This is a genomic window from Ruegeria sp. CDSC045, assembly GCF_059610725.1.
Window position 1 is genome coordinate 177,849 of record NZ_JBXWOE010000001.1, and the last position, 18,557, is coordinate 196,405.

Genomic DNA, 18,557 nt, shown 5'->3' on the forward strand with positions numbered 1-18,557 from the left:
GGTGCATATTTCGCCCTCAGTTCAGGTCCTCAAGCAGACGACCGTGCCGGCGGGTTGCTTCGATGACCTCGCCAAACGTATTCATCCCGCGCGCTTGCAGCATCGGAAGCATCCGAACCAGCGCCTCGGCGGTGGCAACTGCATCACCCAATGCCGTATGGCGCAGCTCATGCGGAATTGTAATGTCCAGCCGTTCGCACAGCGCGTCCAAAGTGTGCGTGTCGCTGGCGCCGAACAGGACCGCTGATAGCAGGACCGTATCCAGTACGGGATGCGTCCACTCAACTTTCATACGGTCGGCGTGGCGTCGTAGAAACGCCATATCAAAAGGTGCATTATGAGCCACGATTACGGCATTTCGCGCGAATTCGTGAAAGATACGCCCGGCTTCGGCGATTTCCGGCGCGCCTTCGACCATTCGATCCGTGATCTTGTGAACCTTGGTCGAGGTGGCAGGGATCGGCATGACCGGGTTCACCAGCATATCCAACCTTTCGCCTTCGACCATCCGTCCATTTACCACACGGACTGCGCCGATCTGGACGATCTCGTCTTTGTGCGGCAGCAGGCCGGTGGTTTCGGTGTCGAAGACAACAAAACAAAGCTCGCGCAGAGGCAATGTCTCGAATGATTGGTCGGTGGATGTGTTCAGCAAACCAAAGTCATAGACCAGAGGTCTGGCAGCCTCAGGCGCTATATTGGCGGCGCTGTCATCTAGGATTAGCATATAGCCGGAAGTTTCCCCCAGCGGTTTCATGCGGGCTGAATAGGTCTGCGCCCCATCAATGCTGGTCAGCGAACAGGATGCCTCCATCCCGGTCTTGGCCAGTTTGGCGTAGGCTTTCTGCAGCGCGTCTGGCTGGAAGTAATCGAACAGTGGCGCATTCAGGCGTGGATGCGAAATCTGTGCCAGTACCTCGGCCGCCTGTCCGTCATACAAAACGAGCCTGTGAGAGGGGCTAGCCAGCAATATGGCTACAGGAATTTCAGTCAAAAGCGCCCTAAGCCTTTGCTGTTCCACAGCCAGATGCTCGGTTTCAGCAGCGACAGCCTCTGCCACGCCCATGGTCTTGTCGGACAGTTGGTTGGCCAGACCGGCAGCCGCAGGGGCCAGGTCGCCAAGATACCGCGCGGCTTGCAGATCGAGGTCGCGGCTGACACCGGCATGCGCTCGTGCGCGCAGTTCAGCGGAAAGCCTTTCGATCGGCTTGGCGACATTATCGTCGAACAATAGCCAGACAGCGGCGATCAGGGCTAGCAGACCGAACCCGATGACGATCTCTGCAAAGATGAACGCGTCGAAAAGGGCCGGATCCGCCGCGCGCCTGTAGCTGACCCAAAGCGCAACCGAGCTGACGGCAACCCCGCCGACCGCCAGCAGGCAGAAGAACAGGAAAATCCGCAGGCGCAGGCTTAATCGGGTCAGCATGTTACACTCCGCAAGTGGCCTCGATGATCGGATCGTTCGTAGAGCCTGTTACCCAATCGGCGTTCAGCAACTGGCCGTTGTCACCAAACTCTGCCCCATCCGCCAGATTGGCGCGTTGGTTCTTGTCGCAATCCACAGCGACCGGCAATTTTGAAACCGGTGCCCAGCGACCAAAGAAATACAGTTCAACGAGGCGCTGTTCAGGCACTTGGTCATTGGTGCGCACAGATAGGGTGTCGATTGCGGCAAAACGATCAACAAAGGGCATCGCATAGGTCCAGGGACGGTACAAAGCGCGGCTTTCGACCTCTTGAATGATGATCAGACCATCTGGAAGCGTATCGCGCGTGCGGTCAAACCATGAATACTCGCTGTTGATCGTCATCCCGATCATGCCAATGCCCGCCGCGACTGGTGCGGACCAACGAGGCAGGCGACCGCCTGTCAGTTTGTTGATCACCATCACGATGCCGGCTAGGGCGACGCCTGCAAATATCGTGCCGATCAGTTCTAAGAACATGAATACTCTCCAAGGTTCCTGAGGGTTTAGCCCAGCATTCCTTTACCGTGGCCGACCGCCGATTGCATTGTTTTTACCACGACAAAGGCATCTCGCAGATGACTTCGCTCAAAGTCCGAAAGATCGGAAGGGGGCAGGAAATTGTCCGGCTTCTTGTTGCTTTTCACCAGGTGGGCCTGATGGTCCAGCCGCGTTTCGGCGATCAGATCGTAAGCGTCCAGCAGGTCGCGGGTACCTGAGGCGCTGAGGACGCCTGCCGCCCCAGCTGCTTTCAGGCGGGCACGTGTATTGGCCTGGGACAGTTGCCCCTGAAGGCTGTATATCCGGGCCAGGTCAACCACAGGCACAACGCCATTATGCTTTAGATCCAGCGTGTTGCGATGTTCACCCGAGCGTACCGTGGCAAACCCGCGTAACAGGCCCAGCGGCGGCGTGTGCTTTAACGAGTTCGAGATCATATGCGCCACAAAGATTGAATTCGCTTGGGCCGCGGCCAGCGTTTCGGACTGCAGGTCATCGAACAGGTGAAATGCGCCGCCAATGGGGCGCAGGTCGAACATGACCGAGGCCAGCATCTGCGCCTCGGGGTTTGGTTTGGCGATCCACCCGCGAAAATAATCACGCCAGACACTTACCGGTTGGCACCAGCGTGGATTTGTCGCCATCATGTCGCCCGGGCAATAAAAGTACCCACATTTATCCAGCCCGTCCGACACGATTTTTGCCAGTGTCTGGAAATATGACATGTCGTCATCGGTTACTTTGTCATCCAGCATCAAGCAGTTGTCCTGATCCGACACCCCGGTTTGTTCCTGTCGTCCCTGCGATCCGCAGGCCAGCCATAAGTAAGGCACAGGTGGTGGTCCAAGCTGTTTTTCTGCCATTGCCAGCAAACGTCTGGTGGCTGTGTCGGCGATATCGGTAATCAGGCGTGTAACGATCTCGTGGCGATTTCCGGCAGCGACAAGCTGGACCAGAAGCCGGGGAATCTCTTCGGTCACTTCTGCCATCTGCTGCGCGGTTTGCGCATTTGCTATCCGGCGCACCAACTCGGCGGAATTGACCGCCTGATAGTGGGTCAGGTCTGTCTGGGTGACAATTCCGACCAGACGCCCAGCTTCGGATACCGGAATATGGCCGATGCCGCGCTCCATCATGATGTGAAGAACATCCGATCCGATATCCGACGGCGACAGCGTCACCGGGTTTGCCGTCATTATTGCCGATACAGGGGTATCCACAGACATCCCATCGGCAACGTATTTGCCCGAGATATCTCGTAAGGTGGCGATCCCCAAAAGAATGTCCCCCTTGGTGATGCAGAGAGAGGAAATATGTCTGTCCCTCATCATCTGCGCCGCTTCGCGAACGGTGGTATTAGGGGGGCAGGTTGCGGGGTTATGTGCCATCAGAACGTCGATAGCGCTGGTTGCAAGGCTTTGGGGGCTGGAGCGTTCCGTGCGGGTCCGATCAAAGAATTTGGCGACGATTTCATGTTCATCAATGAGGTCTCGGATCAGGTTGGGCGGGATCACCAGAAAAACCGAGTTTGCGTGCGCCTGCGCTTTGGTCGCGGCTTTACCGTCTTTCAGCAAACCGCGTTCCCCGAAAGAATTGCGCAGCCCCAGATGAGAGACAATCGCGCCGTTCCTGTCAGTGATTTCAACCTGTCCTTCGTAAATCACGAATACGCCGGGCAGGGGCGCGCCCAGTTGATACACCGGGGATCCTTCTTCGACCTCCCAAACTTCGATCTGATCAGACAGCGTTGCCAAATCATCGGCGGGCAGGGCGTCATAAGGGTGAACGGATTTCAGAAACCGCGTGATCTCGGCTTGGGGCAGGGGCATCGGATACTCCTCGGTTTCTATTCGAAAAATCCCGCCCGGTGGAATGCCGGGCGGGAGTAGTCAGTCGAAAGAAACGGCCTTTGGCAAGGTGCTCAGGGGCCGCATCTCTACTCAGTGATCCTGAGCGGCACCCGCGCCACGGGGAATGCGGACGCTTTCGACCAGATCCTTGATCTCTTGCGGGGTTTCTTTGGTCATGCCAGCCACCACATAGGCGACAGTGAAGTTGACCAATGCACCGATTGCGCCGAACGAAGTCGACTTGATCGTACCCAACAGAGGATCAGCATCCGTGAACGAGTTGGTATCCGGAATGAACAACCAGCCCTTGTGCAGGAAGATGTAGACCAGGGTCACAGTCAGACCAGCCAGCATACCAGCAACCGCACCGGTGTTGTTGATGCGGGTCGAGAAGATCCCCATCATCAGCGCCGGGAAGATCGAGGCAGCTGCCAGACCAAACGCCAGGGCAACGGTCTGCGCTGCAAAACCCGGAGGGTTCAGGCCCAGATATGTCGCCACAACAATGGCCACGCCCATTGCGATCCGCGCCGACAGAAGTTCGGATTTTTCCGAAATCTGCGGGTTGATCGCGCCTTTGATCAGGTCGTGTGACACCGCGGACGAGATCGCCAGCAACAGGCCCGCAGCGGTCGACAGAGCAGCCGCAAGACCACCGGCAGCGACCAGACCGATCACCCAACCCGGCAGGTTGGCAATCTCGGGGTTGGCCAGAACCAGGATGTCACGGTTGAACTTGGTCAGCTCGTTTCCGACCCAGCCCTTCTCTTCCGCAAGCGCCTGCATGTCGGCATTCTTGTCGTTATAGTACTGGATCTTGCCGTCGCCGTTCTTGTCTTCCCAGTCCAGCAGGCCGGTTTTCTTCCATGTGGCCATCCAGTCATAACGGGCGTCGTTGTCGATATCTTCGACGGATACGGCGCCACCTTCGATGCCGCCATTTGGCCACATCATGTCACTGATGTTTAGACGGGCCATTGCGCCAACCGCAGGGGCGGTCAGGTACAGCAGTGCGATGAACACCAGCGCCCAACCGGCAGACCAGCGGGCATCAGCCACTTTCGGCACGGTGAAGAAACGCATGATAACGTGCGGCAGACCGGCCGTACCGATCATCAGCGACAGCGTGAACAGCACCATGTTCAGCGTGTCCGAGTGGTGGGCGGTGTATTCGTTAAAGCCCAGCTCGGTCACGATCGCATCCAGCTTGGTCAGCAGCGGTTCACCGCTGGCGGTATCACCAAACAGACCCAGAGCCGGAACCGGATTGCCAGTCAGTTGCAGGGAAATAAAGATGGCTGGGATTGTGTAGGCGGTGATCAGCACGCAGTACTGAGCGACCTGTGTGTAGGTCACGCCCTTCATCCCCCCAAACACCGCGTAGGCGAACACAACGGCTGCACCAATTAACAACCCGGTGGTGTTTGACACTTCAAGGAAGCGGCCAAAAGCTACGCCAACGCCGGTCATCTGGCCGATCACGTAGGTCACAGACGCTACGATCAGACAGATCACCGCCACGATACGCGCGGTCTGGCTGTAAAAGCGGTCGCCGATGAACTCTGACACGGTGAACTTGCCGAACTTACGCAGGTAAGGGGCAAGAAGCAGCGCCAGCAGCACATAACCACCGGTCCAACCCATCAGGAAGGACGAGTTGTCATAGCCGGTAAAGGCGATGAGGCCCGCCATCGAGATGAACGAGGCCGCAGACATCCAGTCTGCCGCTGTCGCCATACCGTTGGTGACCGGGTGAACGCCGCGACCGGCGGCGTAGAATTCTGATGTGGACCCAGCACGGGCCCAGATCGCGATGCCGATGTAAAGCGCAAAGGACGCGCCCACAAACAGCAGGTTGATGGTAAACTGGTCCATAGGGCCTTACTCCTCCTCAACGCCGTATTCAGCGTCTAGCTTGTTCATCCGCCAGGCGTAGTTGAAGATCAGCAGCAGAAAGACCAAGATGGATCCCTGTTGCGCGAACCAAAAGCCGAGATCGGTTCCGCCGACGGAAATGCCGGACAGAAGTGGACGCAGCAAAATGCCGAATCCAAACGACACCAGCGCCCAGATCACCAGGCTGATGTAGATAAGACGCAGGTTGGCCTGCCAATAGCCCTTATCGGCTTCGGCAGTCTGCGCGGAGTGTGTTGATTGATCCGCCATCGCGGGTTCCTCCTTCGCTTCCTCTTTGAGCGGCCCGTTGTCCTAACCCTCCAGCGCGCGGGGCCACTTTTCGATATGCTTGATGCCAGGTGGCATCAGGCAAGACTTCTCTGGTCCGCCAGAGCGGGTCCTTTGAAGCTTTCCTTTAGGAATTCGGCCCTTATTGAGGGCGGGCCATATTCCCCTAGTTCATTGTGTCGCTGACGATCCGTTCCAGATTGCCGGCGATGTCTTCGATATTGCCCATTGCGTTCAGACCTTTCAGAACGCCATGGTCTTGGTAATAAGTGATCAGCGGCGCGGTCTGCGCGTGATAGGCGGCCAGCCGTGAGGCGACGGTTTCAGCATTGTCATCTGCGCGGCGCTTGAACTCGGTCTTGCCGCATTTGTCGCATTTGCCTTCGACTGCGGGCGTTTTGAACCGATCATGGTACCCTTCGCCACATCCGGCACATGTGTAACGGCCGGAAATACGGATCACCATTTCAGCGTCTTCAACCTCAAGACTGATGGCTGCGTTGATCTGCTGACCGGTCTCTGACAGCAGCGCGTCCAGCGCCTGTGCCTGAACCGTGGTGCGGGGGAAGCCGTCCAGAATGACGCCCTTGGCGCAGTCCGGTTCGGCCAGACGATCCCGCAGGATTGCGATTACGATATCGTCACTGACCAGATCACCCGCCTCCATGACAGCTTTGGCGGCTTTTCCGGCTTCGGTTCCTGCGGCAACTGCCGCCCGTAACAGGTCACCCGTGCTGAGTTGGACAAGCCCGAACTTGTCTTCGAGCATACGGGCCTGTGTACCCTTCCCGGCGCCCGGGGGGCCGAGAAGGATCAGTACGGTGGGTGTAGTGATCGTGGCAGCGTCCATCACATCCTCACTTGCTTGCGCGGTTTTCGATCAAGTTGTCGACCACGGACGGATCAGCCAGGGTCGATGTGTCACCGAGCGATCCAAAATCATTCTCGGCGATCTTACGCAGGATACGGCGCATGATCTTGCCCGAGCGGGTTTTTGGCAGGCCAGGAGCCCATTGGATCACATCCGGGCTGGCAATCGGTCCGATCTCGGTCCGAACCCAGGTGCGCAGCTCTTTCACAAGCTCGTCCGAGGGTTCGCGATCATTCATCAAGGTGACATAGCAATAGATGCCTTGCCCTTTGATATCATGGGGATAGCCCACAACCGCGGCCTCGGCCACGGCAGCATGTGCCACCAGAGCGCTTTCAACCTCGGCCGTACCCATGCGGTGCCCCGAGACGTTGATCACATCGTCCACACGTCCGGTGATCCAGTAATCGCCATCCTCGTCCCGGCGGCAGCCGTCACCGGTGAAGTAGTAGCCTTTGTAGTCCGAGAAATAAGTCTTCTCGAACCGTTCATGATCGCCCCAGACCGTACGCATCTGGCCGGGCCAGCTGTCCTTGATGCACAGCACGCCTTCGACGCCGTTGCCGTCGATCTCGACCCCGGATTGCGGGTCCAGAACCACAGGCTGGATGCCAAAGAACGGCTTCATGGCCGAGCCGGGCTTCATCGCGTGGGCACCGGGCAGGGGGGTCATCAGGTGACCACCGGTTTCGGTTTGCCACCAGGTGTCCACGATCGGGCAGCGCCCACCGCCGACAACGTCATTGTACCAGTTCCACGCTTCCGGGTTGATCGGCTCACCCACAGTGCCCAGCGTGCGCAGATCGCTCAGATCGCATTTCTCGACCCATTCATTGCCTTGCCCCATCAGGGCGCGCAAAGCGGTAGGGGCCGTGTAGAATTGATTGACCTTGTGCTTTTCACAGACCTGCCAAAAGCGGGATGCATCCGGATAGGTCGGAACACCTTCGAACATCAGCGTGGTCGCGCCATTGGCAAGCGGGCCATAGACAATATAGCTGTGGCCGGTCACCCAGCCGACATCGGCGGTACACCAATAGACGTCGCCTTCATGGTAATCGAAGGTGATCTCATGCGTCATTGCCGCATAGACCAGATATCCGCCGGTCGTGTGCACGACACCTTTTGGCTGACCGGTCGAACCGGAGGTATACAGAATGAACAGAGGGTCTTCGGCGTCCATTTCCGCAGGCGCGCAATAGTCATCCGCCTCGAGCGCCATCTCGTTATAGTCGTAGTCGCGCCCGTCGATCCATGTGGTCTGGCCGTTGGTACGCTTGACCACCAGGCATTTCACCGTGTCCTTGCAGTGCAGCAGGGCCGCATCTGCGTTTGACTTCAACGGTGTCTTACGGCCGCCGCGAGGGGCTTCATCAGCTGTAATCAGAACCTTGGCGTCGCATCCGTTGACGCGTGCAGCCAGGGCATCAGGGGAAAACCCTGCAAAAACAATCGAGTGGATTGCACCGATACGTGCGCACGCCAGCATGGCATATGCAGCCTCGGGGATCATCGGAAGATAAATGACCACACGGTCGCCTTTGCGCACGCCCATGGAAACCAGGATATTTGCCATCCGGCAGGTACGGCGGTGCAGTTCGGCATAGGTGATGTGTTGGGCGGGTTCATTCGGGTCATCAGGTTCCCAGATGATCGCAGTCTGATCGCCGCGTGTATTCAGATGACGATCCAGGCAGTTGGCTGAAACGTTCAGAGTGCCATCCGCATACCAGTTGATCCCGACCGAGCCCAAATCATAGCTGACGTCTTTCACTTGGGTATAGGGTTTGATCCAGTCAACGCGTTTGCCTTGTTCGCCCCAGAATGCAACGGGGTCGTTTATAGAAGCCGTGTACATTTCGCCGTATTTCTTGGCATCGACATGCGCACGCGCTGAAATTTCTGCGGATGGCGGATAAACTTTGGCATCTGCCTGAGCAGCGGTTGTCATTCTGAGGTTCCTCCCTCTGGACTTAAATTCACTGGGACAATCTTGCCCGCTGAACAGGCAATGTCGACCTGTTTCCTCCCGATGCAGGATAATACGGAGATCAGAAAACAAAGAAATAAATTACAGAAATAGCAGGGTTTATTTGTTAATAAATTTCATTCCCTCTGGGGGATTTGTAAAGGAAATCGTAAGATAGTAAAAAAACATATTTAAAACAGTAATATAGATGTTAACCACATTTTCACTGTTTTCAAAGTGCTTGCCCGTGAAATTTACACATTTCATATACACCTTATGATTGTTAGCGCTGGCGGGCGGTTTGCAGATTTTTGTGGGTGGTCTGGCAGGGGTTGGCACATATCGATGTTGGCGCTAGCTTTACGCGCAAGCGACCCAAAAAAGGGGGCGCATCAATGGGAGAATTCACTATGACTAAAATGTTGAGCGGTGCCGCCGTCGCCGCCCTGACTGTTGCATTCGTTACCGAAGCTGCAGCAACAGAATGGAATGCTTCGGTCTGGGGCAAACGCCGGGCCTTTACCGAACATGTCGAGAAACTGGCTGAACTGGTCAGCGAAAAAACCGGTGGCGAATTCACGATCAATGTCAGCTATGGCGGGCTGTCAAAGCCGAAGGAGAATCTGGACGGGATTGAGATCGGTGCATTCGAGATGGCGCAGTTCTGCGCAGGCTATCACCGCGACAAAAATCGGGCGATCACTGTACTTGAACTGCCGTTCCTGGGTGTGAACAATTTGGAAGAAGAGGTGGCCGTCAGCCACGCTGTATATGATCATCCCGCCGTTAAGGATGAGATGGCTCAGTGGAATGCCCGGATCATCATGACGTCGCCAATGCCCCAGTATAATATCGTTGGAACCGGTGATCCGCGCTCAACGCTTGCCGATTTTGACGGCATGCGTGTACGTGCGACCGGCGGGCTGGGTAAGGCGTTTGAGGCCGTTGGCGGTGTTCCAACATCGGTGCCCGCGACCGAGGCGTTTAATGCGATGGAATCCGGTGTTGTTGATACAGTGGCCTTTGCTCAGCACGCACATTTGTCTTTCGGCACCATCAACGAAGCCGACTGGTGGACGGCCAACCTGAACCCCGGCACTGTAAACTGTCCGGTTGTGGTCAATATCGACGCCTACGAAGCGCTGCCTGCAGAACATCGCGAAGCGCTTAACAGTTCTGTCGACGAGGCCATTGCCCATTATCTCGCCAATTACGGCGGTCTGCTGGAGCAGTGGGATGGTGTGTTGACCGAAAAAGGCGTGCAGAAAGTTCAGATCGACGAAGCCGTGCTGGAGGAATTCCGCACCAAGGCTGCTGATCCGATCCGCGAGCAATGGATCGCTGACATGTCCGCGCAGGGTCTGCCTGCGCAGGATCTATATGATCTTGTTCAACTGACGCTGAAACAACAGCGTGGCGGGAACTGATCACGCGTTCCGGGTACCCAGCGCGGTACCCGGACACTGATTCCAATACAGAAAGGGCCAGCGGAATGGCAGGACAGGCGACGGTGCTTGCGGATGATAGCCGTCTGAGCAGGCTGGACCAGCTGCTGTTAAGGGCCGAGCGTACGCTTGCACTGATCAGCGGAATTGCCGTGTTCGGGTTAATGGTGCTGGCAGTTGTCTCGGTGAGCGGGCGCAACGCCTATAACGCGCCATTGCCGGGCTATGTCGATTGGATCGAGCAAGCCATGCCCTTGATTGCGTTTCTAGGTATCTCTTACGTACAACGCGATGGGGGCCATATCCGGATGGATATTGTCATTTCGCGGCTACACGGACGGGCTTTGTGGCTGTTCGAGTTGATTTCGGTCGTTCTCATCATGGTGCTCATGTTGGCATTGGTCTGGGGCAGCTGGTCCCATTTCGACAGATCATTCGACTTTGGCGCACCTCTGTGGAGCCGGGACAGCTCGATCGACATTGGCATCCCGCTCTGGCCTGCCAAGTTACTGGCACCTATTGCGTTTTCGGTACTTTGCTTGCGGCTTGTGCTGCAAATCTGGGGTTATGGACGGGCCTTTGTGCTGGGCCTACAAAACCCAGTTGCGGTGCCGATGATACAGGACGCTGCTGCGCAGGCTGCCGCTGAAGCCGAACAATTCGAAGGGCAGGACTAGTAAATGGACTCGATTGAGATTGGCCTTTGGGTCACCGGTGGTCTGCTGGTTCTGGTTATCACCGGAATGCGTGTGGCTTTTGCCGCGGCTTTGGCGGGGCTGATCGGTCTTGTTTGGATATTCTGGGCCAAATTCGGATATGATCCTGACCGATTTGGCAAGGCGCTGACCGTTGCGGTAAAAACCGCAGGGCAAGTGCCGCATTCCAAGGTTGCAGCCCATACGCTCAGCCTGATCCCGACCTTTATCCTGATCGGTTACCTTGCCTACTACGCAGGCCTGACGCGCGCGCTGTTCGAGGCAGCCAAGCGCTGGGTGGCCTGGGTTCCGGGTGGGCTTGCGGTCGCAACCGTGTTCGCCACCGCTGGGTTTGCTGCAGTCTCGGGGGCATCGGTCGCGACATCTGCGGTATTTGCCCGGATCGCGATCCCGGAAATGCTGAAGGTAGGGTACAACAAACAATTTGCGGCGGGCGTAGTCGCTGCAGGTGGCACTTTGGCCTCACTGATCCCACCTTCTGCGATCCTTGTGATTTATGCGATCATCGTAGAGCAGGATGTGGGCAAGCTGTTGCTCGCCGGGTTCATACCGGGGGCCTTTTCGGCGGTTATTTACGGGTTGCTGATCGTCGGTATCGCGGTGGTGTTCAAGAATGTCGGCCCACCGGTCACTGGCTTTACCTGGAAACAGCGTTTTGCTTCTTTGCCTGGCGCTCTGCCGATTGTGGCGGTGATCCTGATCATCATCTGTTTTGTCTATAACCCCTTTGGTGAGAAAGCCTGGGGCACACCAACCGAAGGCGGGGCAATAGGTGCCTTCATCGTATTCTGTTTCGCCTTGTTCCACGGCATGAGATGGGCAGAGTTGAAATCCGCACTGCTCGAGACAGCCAAATTGACCGCAATGATCTTTTCGATCATCTGGGGTGTGCTGATCTATGTCAGGTTCCTGGGATTCGCCGATTTGCCGAACGCGTTTTCCGATTGGATCACATCGCTGACGATGTCACCCATGCTGATCCTGATCTGCATCCTGCTGGCCTATGCGGTGCTCGGCATGTTCATGGATGCCATCGGGATGCTGCTGCTGACTCTGCCGGTTGTCTATCCGGCAGTTATGGCGCTGAACGGGGGCGAGGCCGTCACCGCTGCGGAAAGTACGTTTGGGATGTCCGGTCCGATGTGCGCCATCTGGTTTGGTATTTTGGTAGTGAAAATGGCCGAGTTCTGCCTGATCACGCCACCGATCGGTTTGAATTGCTTTGTCGTTGCCGGCGTCCGCCCTGATCTGAGCGTTCAGGACGTGTTCAAGGGCGTGACGCCGTTTTTCATCGCCGACGCCGTGACGATTGCGCTGCTGGTCGCCTTTCCGGGCATCGTTCTGTACCTGCCTTCGCTGGCTGGGTAATTGGCATCTGGCGAAGTCAATCTTTGGTGATATCTGCCCCCGGCTGGCGCGTTGGGGGCAGGGTATCTCTATTTCGCTCGCATCAGCATTCCGTACAGATCGCGCGGATCGTCAGGGTCTGCCAGCATGTCCAGGGGTTCGTAGTAATCTGTGCCCCGGACTGCGGACTGGATGTAGCGCAGGGCTGAAAAATCCTCGATCGCGAAGCCTACGCTGTCAAACAACGTGATCTGACGATCATCTTTACGACCCTCGGCCTGACCCGTCATGACCTGCCACAACTCGGTGACGGGATGATCGTCTTCAAGGGCCTGAATCTCGCCCTCAATACGGGTTTGCTCCGGGTATTCGACGAATATTTCAGAGCGTAGCAGGATATCCCTGTGCAGTTCGGTTTTGCCAGGACAGTCGCCGCCGATCGCGTTGATGTGGACGCCTGGGCCGACCAAGTTATCGGTCAGGATCGTGGCATTTTTCTTGTCCGCCGTGCAGGTCGTGATGATATGCGCGCCTTCGATGGCGTCCTCGGGGGATTTGCATTTCACGACCGAGAGGCCAGAGCCCGCTAAGTTGGCCGCACATTTTTCGGTAGCAGCCGCGTCGGTATCGTACAAGCGAACAGTATCAATCCCGCACATGGCCTTGAAGGCGAGGCACTGAAATTCGGATTGCGCGCCATTCCCGATCATTGCCATGGTCGAGGCCGATTTGGGCGCAAGATAGCTGCCGACCAGGGCAGAGGTTGCTGCGGTGCGCAATGCAGTCAGCATGGTCATTTCGGTCAGCAGGGTCGGATAGCCTGTGTAGACGTCTGCCAGCAGTCCAAATGCGGTAACGGTCTGTAGGCCCTCGGAGGTGTTCTTGGGGTGGCCGTTGACGTATTTAAACCCATAGGCCTCACCGTCTGAGGTTGGCATCAGTTCAATCACCCCATGCGGCGAGTGGGCAGGGATGCGGGGTGTTTTGTCAAAGCTTTCCCACCGTTTGAAATCAGCTTCGATTTGCGCCGCAATATCGGTGATCATACGTTCGACGCCGATGTGGTGGACCAGTCTCATCATATTGTCGACAGACACAAACGGCACCAGGGCCTTTTCAGATGGTTGCATTAGGGGCTCCTATCGGCGGGACAGGTGGATGCCCGCAATCATGCAGCGCACGGATCCACCGGCAGTTTCAATGGTGGGAATCGAAAGCGGCAGAGGTGTCGCGCTGGCTTCGATTGTAACGATTTGTTCCGGGGTCAGGGCGGCAAGTGCCCGGCTGGACAGCGCCAGCACGGGACCATTCTGGCCGCTCAATTCGATGGCGTTGCCAGCAAATTCAGCGATCTGATCATGGGTCAGGTCAATGACCGTGCGACCGGATTCCTCCAGCCTGGCTTTCACTGTCGCGCGGCGTTCGGGGTCCGCGATCATATCAAGACAGATCAGCGCGTATTTGGAGCCGATGCCCATCAGAACATTCGTGTGATAGACATCACGTCCTGCGGCATCATGCGCCTCGAATGCGATGGGCTCATAGTTGAAATGGGTGCAGAAACGCTCCAACAGAACGGGGTCGGCGCGGTTGGATTTGACCGTGTAGGCCACGCGGCCAATGTGGTCCAGAACCATCGCTCCGGTGCCTTCCAGCGCCAGTCTGTCCTGTTCAAGCCCGGAATAATCGATCACGTCCTGAACACGATACTCCTGTTTCAACATTTCTATGACGTCGGCGCGACGTTCGCGCCTGCGCGACGGCACAAACATCGGATAGATTGCCACATGTCCGCCGGGATGGGTCGAGAACCAGTTGTTCGGAAATACGCTGTCTGGTGTGTCGAGGTCTCCGAAATCGTCGAAGACATGAACCTTAACACCCGCATCGCGCAGCAGCGCCACCGCCTGATCATGTTCATCGCGCGCTTGGACAGACGTGGCCGCTGCGGAGCGGTTGGCCAAGGTCTGGAACGCATTGTCGTCGCGTGTCTCGGGGTTCGAAGCAAACGCATGGGGCCGGATCATCACAACGGCTGGTGGGGCTTGTAGAGATTGCATCAGAAGCTCCGGGTGGGGCGGTCAAAGATGCGGCGACCCAGCAATGAGGCGGCCAGATCGACCATCAGCTTTGCAGTGCGGCCGCGTTCGTCCAGAAACGGGTTCAATTCTACCAGATCCAGCGAGCAGACAAGACCGCTTTCGTGCAGCAGTTCCATCACTAGATGGGCCTCGCGTTCGGTCGCGCCACCTGGAACTGTTGTGCCAACTGCAGGAGCAATGGACGGATCAAGGAAATCCACATCCAGCGAAACATGAAGGATGCCATCCGCTGCCCGGACCCGCTCCAGAAAGGCCATCAGCGGTGCTTTGATGCCGTTTTCGTCGATGCTTCGCATATCGGCCAGCATTGCGCGATCCTGTTCCAGCCGAGCCCGTTCGGCTGGGTCGACCGAGCGCAGACCGATCATGCCGACCCGGTCGGTCGGAACTGGCGATGAAACCGGTGGGAAGTCGTCAAATCCGGGCTGTCCGGTGAAATAGGCTACGGGTGTCCCGTGCAGGTTGCCGCTATCGGTGCTCTCGGGTGTGTGGAAATCGCTATGCGCGTCCAGCCAGAGAACGAACAGTGGACGTTCGATCCGCTCGGCGTGCTGTGCCATGCCCAAAACCGTGCCCATCGAAAGCGCATGATCGCCGCCCATGAAAATTGGCAGGCCTTGTGGGGCGACTTCCTGCGCAACACGGCTGAGAGCTTTGGTCCAACCGACACACTCGGGCAGGGCGAAGAGATGCGAATGTTCGGACATATCCGGAATGTCAGGTGTGATATCGCCGAGATCTCGTAGGTGAAGGCCGAGATCGGAAAGAGCTGATTGAAGCCCCGCAACCCGATAGGCATCGGGGCCCATCCGGCAGCCCTGTCGACGCTTGCCCGAATCCATCGGGGCGCCAACCAGAATCACGTTGTTTGTATCCATATGTACTACTACTCCGGCAATGTGGCTTGCGGATAGGGATCAAAATGCTCAAAATGGAACCGCAAGTGACATAACGGAAGTACTGAATGGACGATTTGGATGGCAAGCTTCTCAGCGCTCTGCACCGGGATGCCCGTGCTTCACTCTCGGAACTGGCTGAAACACTGGGGGTCACACGCACAACAGTGCGCAGCCGTCTGCAACGTTTGAAGCAATCCGGCGAGATTGTGGGCTTTACGGTTCTGACACGGCAGGATGTGGCGCAAAGCCCGGTCAGAGGGTTGATGATGCTGGAAATCGAAGGGCGCGGCACCGAGCGCACCATGGCCCAAATTGCTGCCATGCCGCAGGTGCGGGCTGTCCATTCGACAAATGGCGGTTGGGACTTGATTGCCGAGATTGGAACCGAAACCCTGGCCGAACTGGATGAAATCCTGTTTCGCATCCGCAGGATCGAGGGGATTACGCGATCTGAAACCAACTTGCTTCTTTCTACTCGGAAAGGCCGCGTCTGATTGCTGTAGTGCTTTGAGCAGCAAGGAATATGTGTAAAAGTTGCGATGCGTTCGCCACCTGCGCAAAGGCAGCTGCGAACCTGAAACAGGGAAATCACATGACTGATCAGGATACAGGCAAAGAACTCTGGGCCATCCGACTTGCCGAAAGAGTATCCGGTTTTCTGGAACGACCCCTGGTCAGAATCACCATTCCCGTAATCGTCATGCTGGTCGCCCTGACCGTGCTGCATGAACTGTCTGCACATGTGAAATGGTCATCCGTTCAGACGGATGTGGCGAACACCTCTTGGACACTGTTGTTCATCGCCTTGTGCTGGACCGCTTTTAGCTTTGTATCCCTGTCTTTATACGACGTCTTTGCAGTCCAGAGCGTTGCCGACGGTGAGGTCCCTTTGCCGGTTGCGGGCATGGCCGGGGCCTGTGGTTATGCGGTGTCAAACTGCCTTGGGTTTTCCTACATCACGGGCACGGCGATCAGGTACAGGATCTATGCGTCTCTAGGGTTGGATCTAGGGCGCGTCGCCGGGGTCATTGCGACCTCGTGGATCGCTTTCTGGTCTGGCATGACCTTGCTGTTGGGGGCTTTGCTGACCTTTCATCCCGACGGGATATCGAAGGTTTTGCCAATCAGCGATACGGTCGAGACGGTCATAGGATTGGGCCTTTTGATCGCTCTGGCAACGCTGTTCATCTGGCTGTCGAAAGGCGGGCGCAGGCTGGCCTATGGCGGGGTTGGATTTAACCTTCCCGGCGGCAAACTGGCCGGGTTGCTGACGCTGGCGGCCTTGGGCGATGTGTTTGGTGCGTCGATGGTTCTGTATGTGCTGCTGCCGACAGACCTTGGGATCGGCTACCCCTATTTCTTCACCATCTTTATTGGCGCGATTGCGGTCGGTATCCTCAGCCATGCGCCGGGTGGAATTGGCGCCTTCGAGGCGACTATGATCGCGGGACTTGGCGCGTCAGGCCGGTCGGATGTCATTGCCGCGCTGTTGCTGTATCGCCTTGTTTATACGTTTCTTCCCTTCCTCATCGCCACGCTTTCAATCGCTGTGGCATCAGCGCTGAGCCACCGGCGACATATTACTGGTGCAGCCACTTGGGTTTATCGAGTGATCCGTCCGATCGTGCCCATGGTGGCCGCAGGCGTGGCCGCAGTGGCCGGTGTGATACTTCTGGTCTCCGGCGCGTTGCCTGCAAGCAGCGGTAACCTGGGTGTGCTGCGGGATTTCCTGCCCCTGTCCTTTGTCGAAGCGTCCCACCTGGCCGGGAGCGCGGTAGGGGTCTTGCTGATCCTTGTGTCACGGGGGCTGTTTCGCAAGCTTTACCGGGCTTGGGTTGTGGCCATGCTGTTGATGCTGGCCGGTTTTGTCGCTTCGTTGACCAAAGGGCTGGATACGCACGAAGCGCTCAGCATGGTGGGTAGCATCGTTCTGCTGGCCATGTTCCGGGATGCGTTCTATCGGGTTAGCGGCGCGTCGATCTTCAGGTTGAACATACCTTGGCTGGTCAGCGTTCTTGCATTGCTTGCCGTGATCTTTTGGGTGGGTCTGTTTGCTTATTCCCATGTCGAATATCAAAATGCCCTGTGGTGGGAGTTTGCCTGGAACGGCGACGCTTCGCGGTTCCTACGATCCAGCCTTGTGGTTGCGGTCATCCTTGGGGTGGTTGCCGTTAGCTCACTGTTCGGGCGCGAGATTCCTGTTCCAGTCCGCACAGAAATCCCCGAAGTAGTCGAACGTCTGGTGATGGAAAGCGAAGACACAGAATCCCAGATTTCTTTGACCGGGGACAAACAATTCCTGATCGCGCCGGATGAAACCGCTTTTCTGGCTTATGCCGACACCGGCAACGCACTGGTCACCAAAGGTGAGCCAGTAGGGGATGAAACCGCCGGTAAACAGCTGATATGGCAGCTGCGCGAGATGGCGGACCGTGAGGGTAAACTTTGTGCCTTCTACAGCGTTTCCACCAAATACCTGCCGACCTTTCTAGACCTTGGCCTGTCGATCCTGAAAATTGGCGAAGTAGCGCGGGTGCCGTTGAAAGATTTCTCGCTGGACGGAAAATCCCGCAAGCGGTTCCGTCAGGCCAAGAACCGGGCCGAACGCGAAGGGTATGTTTTCGAGATTATTCCAAAACAGGAACTAAACCTGATCCTGCCCGAGTTGCGCAAGATTTCGGATGACTGGCTGGCCCAAAAGGCTGGGGCCGAGAAAGGTTTTGCACTTGGCGGATTTGATGAAACATATCTGTCCTATTTCGACCACGCGGTGCTGCGGAATGGCGAAACAGGTGAGATCGTCGCGTTTGCTAACCTGTTTCAGGGCGGGCAAAAATCAGAACTGTCGCTGGATCTGATGCGGTATGAACCAGATAGCCCAAGTTTTGTTATGGACGCGCTGTTTGCCGAGATGATGTCATGGGGTGCCGAGCAGGGGTTCCACTGGTTTTCGCTAGGTGCGGCACCGTTTTCCGGGATCGAAAACCGGCAACTGGCATCACTGTGGAACCGCATTGGCGGCTTTGTCTATGAACATGGCGAACAGATTTATCACTTCGAGGGGCTGCGCTCGTTCAAGCAGAAATTCGAACCAGAATGGAGCCCGAACTATTTGGCCAGCCCCGGAGGACTGGCCGCGCCGCGTATTCTCTACGAGGTCAACATTCTGATTTCGGGCGGCTTGCGCGGTCTGACGAAATAGCG

15 protein-coding genes are annotated in these 18,557 nt (G+C 56.9%); 5 read left to right on the forward strand and 10 right to left on the reverse strand.

The genetic code is table 11. The features are described from left to right. Positions 1-16: 16 nt before the first annotated feature. The 7 genes from AC2FH6_RS00925 to acs all read right to left on the reverse strand — a co-directional run bounded on the left by AC2FH6_RS00925 (position 17) and on the right by acs (position 8,826). Positions 17-1,429, reverse strand: coding sequence for a 3'-5' exonuclease (locus AC2FH6_RS00925; RefSeq protein ID WP_496700780.1), 1,413 nt, complete (start codon positions 1,427-1,429; stop codon positions 17-19). A gap of 1 nt (position 1,430) precedes the next feature. Then, complete coding sequence (locus AC2FH6_RS00930; RefSeq protein WP_142634335.1) at positions 1,431-1,949, reverse strand: hypothetical protein; 519 nt, start codon at positions 1,947-1,949, stop codon at positions 1,431-1,433. A gap of 26 nt (positions 1,950-1,975) precedes the next feature. After that, the gene (locus tag AC2FH6_RS00935; RefSeq protein WP_496700783.1) at positions 1,976-3,799 is read right to left on the reverse strand and encodes a DUF294 nucleotidyltransferase-like domain-containing protein; all 1,824 of its coding nucleotides are present in this window, start codon (positions 3,797-3,799) and stop codon (positions 1,976-1,978) included. A gap of 111 nt (positions 3,800-3,910) precedes the next feature. Next, on the reverse strand, positions 3,911-5,695 hold the full coding sequence (locus tag AC2FH6_RS00940) for a sodium:solute symporter family protein (RefSeq protein ID WP_142634331.1): 1,785 nt from the start codon (positions 5,693-5,695) through the stop codon (positions 3,911-3,913). Positions 5,696-5,701: 6 nt separating this feature from the next. Next, positions 5,702-5,986, reverse strand: coding sequence for a DUF4212 domain-containing protein (locus AC2FH6_RS00945; RefSeq protein WP_142634329.1), 285 nt, complete (start codon positions 5,984-5,986; stop codon positions 5,702-5,704). 184 nt (positions 5,987-6,170) lie between these two features. Continuing rightward, positions 6,171-6,854, reverse strand: coding sequence for an adenylate kinase (locus AC2FH6_RS00950; protein WP_496700785.1), 684 nt, complete (start codon positions 6,852-6,854; stop codon positions 6,171-6,173). Positions 6,855-6,861: 7 nt separating this feature from the next. Continuing rightward, positions 6,862-8,826: an acetate--CoA ligase gene (acs, locus tag AC2FH6_RS00955; protein WP_142634325.1), complete on the reverse strand. Its 1,965-nt coding sequence runs from the start codon at positions 8,824-8,826 to the stop codon at positions 6,862-6,864. Positions 8,827-9,254: 428 nt separating this feature from the next. Between acs and AC2FH6_RS00960 the strand changes: the two genes are divergently transcribed. The 3 genes from AC2FH6_RS00960 to AC2FH6_RS00970 all read left to right on the forward strand — a co-directional run bounded on the left by AC2FH6_RS00960 (position 9,255) and on the right by AC2FH6_RS00970 (position 12,373). After that, positions 9,255-10,271 carry a C4-dicarboxylate TRAP transporter substrate-binding protein gene (locus tag AC2FH6_RS00960; RefSeq protein WP_496695146.1) on the forward strand — a complete coding sequence of 339 codons (1,017 nt, stop codon included), beginning with the start codon at positions 9,255-9,257 and terminating at the stop codon, positions 10,269-10,271. A 65-nt stretch (positions 10,272-10,336) separates the two neighbouring features. Continuing rightward, complete coding sequence (locus AC2FH6_RS00965; protein ID WP_496700787.1) at positions 10,337-10,966, forward strand: TRAP transporter small permease subunit; 630 nt, start codon at positions 10,337-10,339, stop codon at positions 10,964-10,966. Positions 10,967-10,969: 3 nt separating this feature from the next. After that, positions 10,970-12,373, forward strand: a complete 1,404-nt coding sequence (locus tag AC2FH6_RS00970; RefSeq protein ID WP_496690699.1) for a TRAP transporter large permease — start codon at positions 10,970-10,972, stop codon at positions 12,371-12,373. Between the two features lie 68 nt (positions 12,374-12,441). On the opposite strand, the gene ocd is transcribed toward AC2FH6_RS00970, so the two are convergent. Genes ocd through rocF form a run of 3 tightly spaced genes read right to left on the reverse strand, consistent with a single transcriptional unit; the run spans position 12,442 to position 15,332 of the window. Continuing rightward, entirely contained in the window at positions 12,442-13,482 is a 1,041-nt protein-coding gene (gene ocd / locus AC2FH6_RS00975) for an ornithine cyclodeaminase (protein WP_142634317.1), read from the reverse strand. Between the two features lie 9 nt (positions 13,483-13,491). Then, positions 13,492-14,412, reverse strand: a complete 921-nt coding sequence (gene ctlX / locus AC2FH6_RS00980; protein ID WP_142634315.1) for a citrulline utilization hydrolase CtlX — start codon at positions 14,410-14,412, stop codon at positions 13,492-13,494. Next, a complete protein-coding gene (rocF, locus tag AC2FH6_RS00985) occupies positions 14,412-15,332 on the reverse strand; it encodes an arginase (protein ID WP_271946613.1) in 921 nt (306 codons plus the stop codon). Before rocF ends, ctlX begins: the two co-directional genes overlap by 1 nt. 86 nt (positions 15,333-15,418) lie before the next feature. Here rocF and AC2FH6_RS00990 point away from each other — a divergent pair, with 86 nt between their 5' ends. Together AC2FH6_RS00990 and mprF are read left to right on the forward strand one after the other, a co-directional pair. Further along, on the forward strand, positions 15,419-15,847 hold the full coding sequence (locus tag AC2FH6_RS00990) for an Lrp/AsnC family transcriptional regulator (protein WP_142634311.1): 429 nt from the start codon (positions 15,419-15,421) through the stop codon (positions 15,845-15,847). A gap of 98 nt (positions 15,848-15,945) precedes the next feature. After that, the gene (gene mprF / locus AC2FH6_RS00995; protein ID WP_496700790.1) at positions 15,946-18,555 is read left to right on the forward strand and encodes a bifunctional lysylphosphatidylglycerol flippase/synthetase MprF; all 2,610 of its coding nucleotides are present in this window, start codon (positions 15,946-15,948) and stop codon (positions 18,553-18,555) included. Positions 18,556-18,557: the final 2 nt, after the last annotated feature.

Bases quoted from the DNA above. Each gene is read 5' to 3' on its own strand.
- AC2FH6_RS00945 (WP_142634329.1), bottom strand. From the start codon at position 5,986: ATGGCGGATCAATCAACACACTCCGCGCAGACTGCCGAAGCCGATAAG.
- AC2FH6_RS00925 (WP_496700780.1), bottom strand. From the start codon at position 1,429: ATGCTGACCCGATTAAGCCTGCGCCTGCGGATTTTCCTGTTCTTCTGC.
- ctlX (WP_142634315.1), bottom strand. From the start codon at position 14,412: ATGCAATCTCTACAAGCCCCACCAGCCGTTGTGATGATCCGGCCCCAT.
- acs (WP_142634325.1), bottom strand. From the start codon at position 8,826: ATGACAACCGCTGCTCAGGCAGATGCCAAAGTTTATCCGCCATCCGCA.
- AC2FH6_RS00940 (WP_142634331.1), bottom strand. From the start codon at position 5,695: ATGGACCAGTTTACCATCAACCTGCTGTTTGTGGGCGCGTCCTTTGCG.
- AC2FH6_RS00990 (WP_142634311.1), top strand. From the start codon at position 15,419: ATGGACGATTTGGATGGCAAGCTTCTCAGCGCTCTGCACCGGGATGCC.
- ocd (WP_142634317.1), bottom strand. From the start codon at position 13,482: ATGCAACCATCTGAAAAGGCCCTGGTGCCGTTTGTGTCTGTCGACAAT.
- AC2FH6_RS00950 (WP_496700785.1), bottom strand. From the start codon at position 6,854: ATGGACGCTGCCACGATCACTACACCCACCGTACTGATCCTTCTCGGC.
- AC2FH6_RS00970 (WP_496690699.1), top strand. From the start codon at position 10,970: ATGGACTCGATTGAGATTGGCCTTTGGGTCACCGGTGGTCTGCTGGTT.
- rocF (WP_271946613.1), bottom strand. From the start codon at position 15,332: ATGGATACAAACAACGTGATTCTGGTTGGCGCCCCGATGGATTCGGGC.
- AC2FH6_RS00935 (WP_496700783.1), bottom strand. From the start codon at position 3,799: ATGCCCCTGCCCCAAGCCGAGATCACGCGGTTTCTGAAATCCGTTCAC.
- AC2FH6_RS00960 (WP_496695146.1), top strand. From the start codon at position 9,255: ATGACTAAAATGTTGAGCGGTGCCGCCGTCGCCGCCCTGACTGTTGCA.
- AC2FH6_RS00930 (WP_142634335.1), bottom strand. From the start codon at position 1,949: ATGTTCTTAGAACTGATCGGCACGATATTTGCAGGCGTCGCCCTAGCC.
- mprF (WP_496700790.1), top strand. From the start codon at position 15,946: ATGACTGATCAGGATACAGGCAAAGAACTCTGGGCCATCCGACTTGCC.
- AC2FH6_RS00965 (WP_496700787.1), top strand. From the start codon at position 10,337: ATGGCAGGACAGGCGACGGTGCTTGCGGATGATAGCCGTCTGAGCAGG.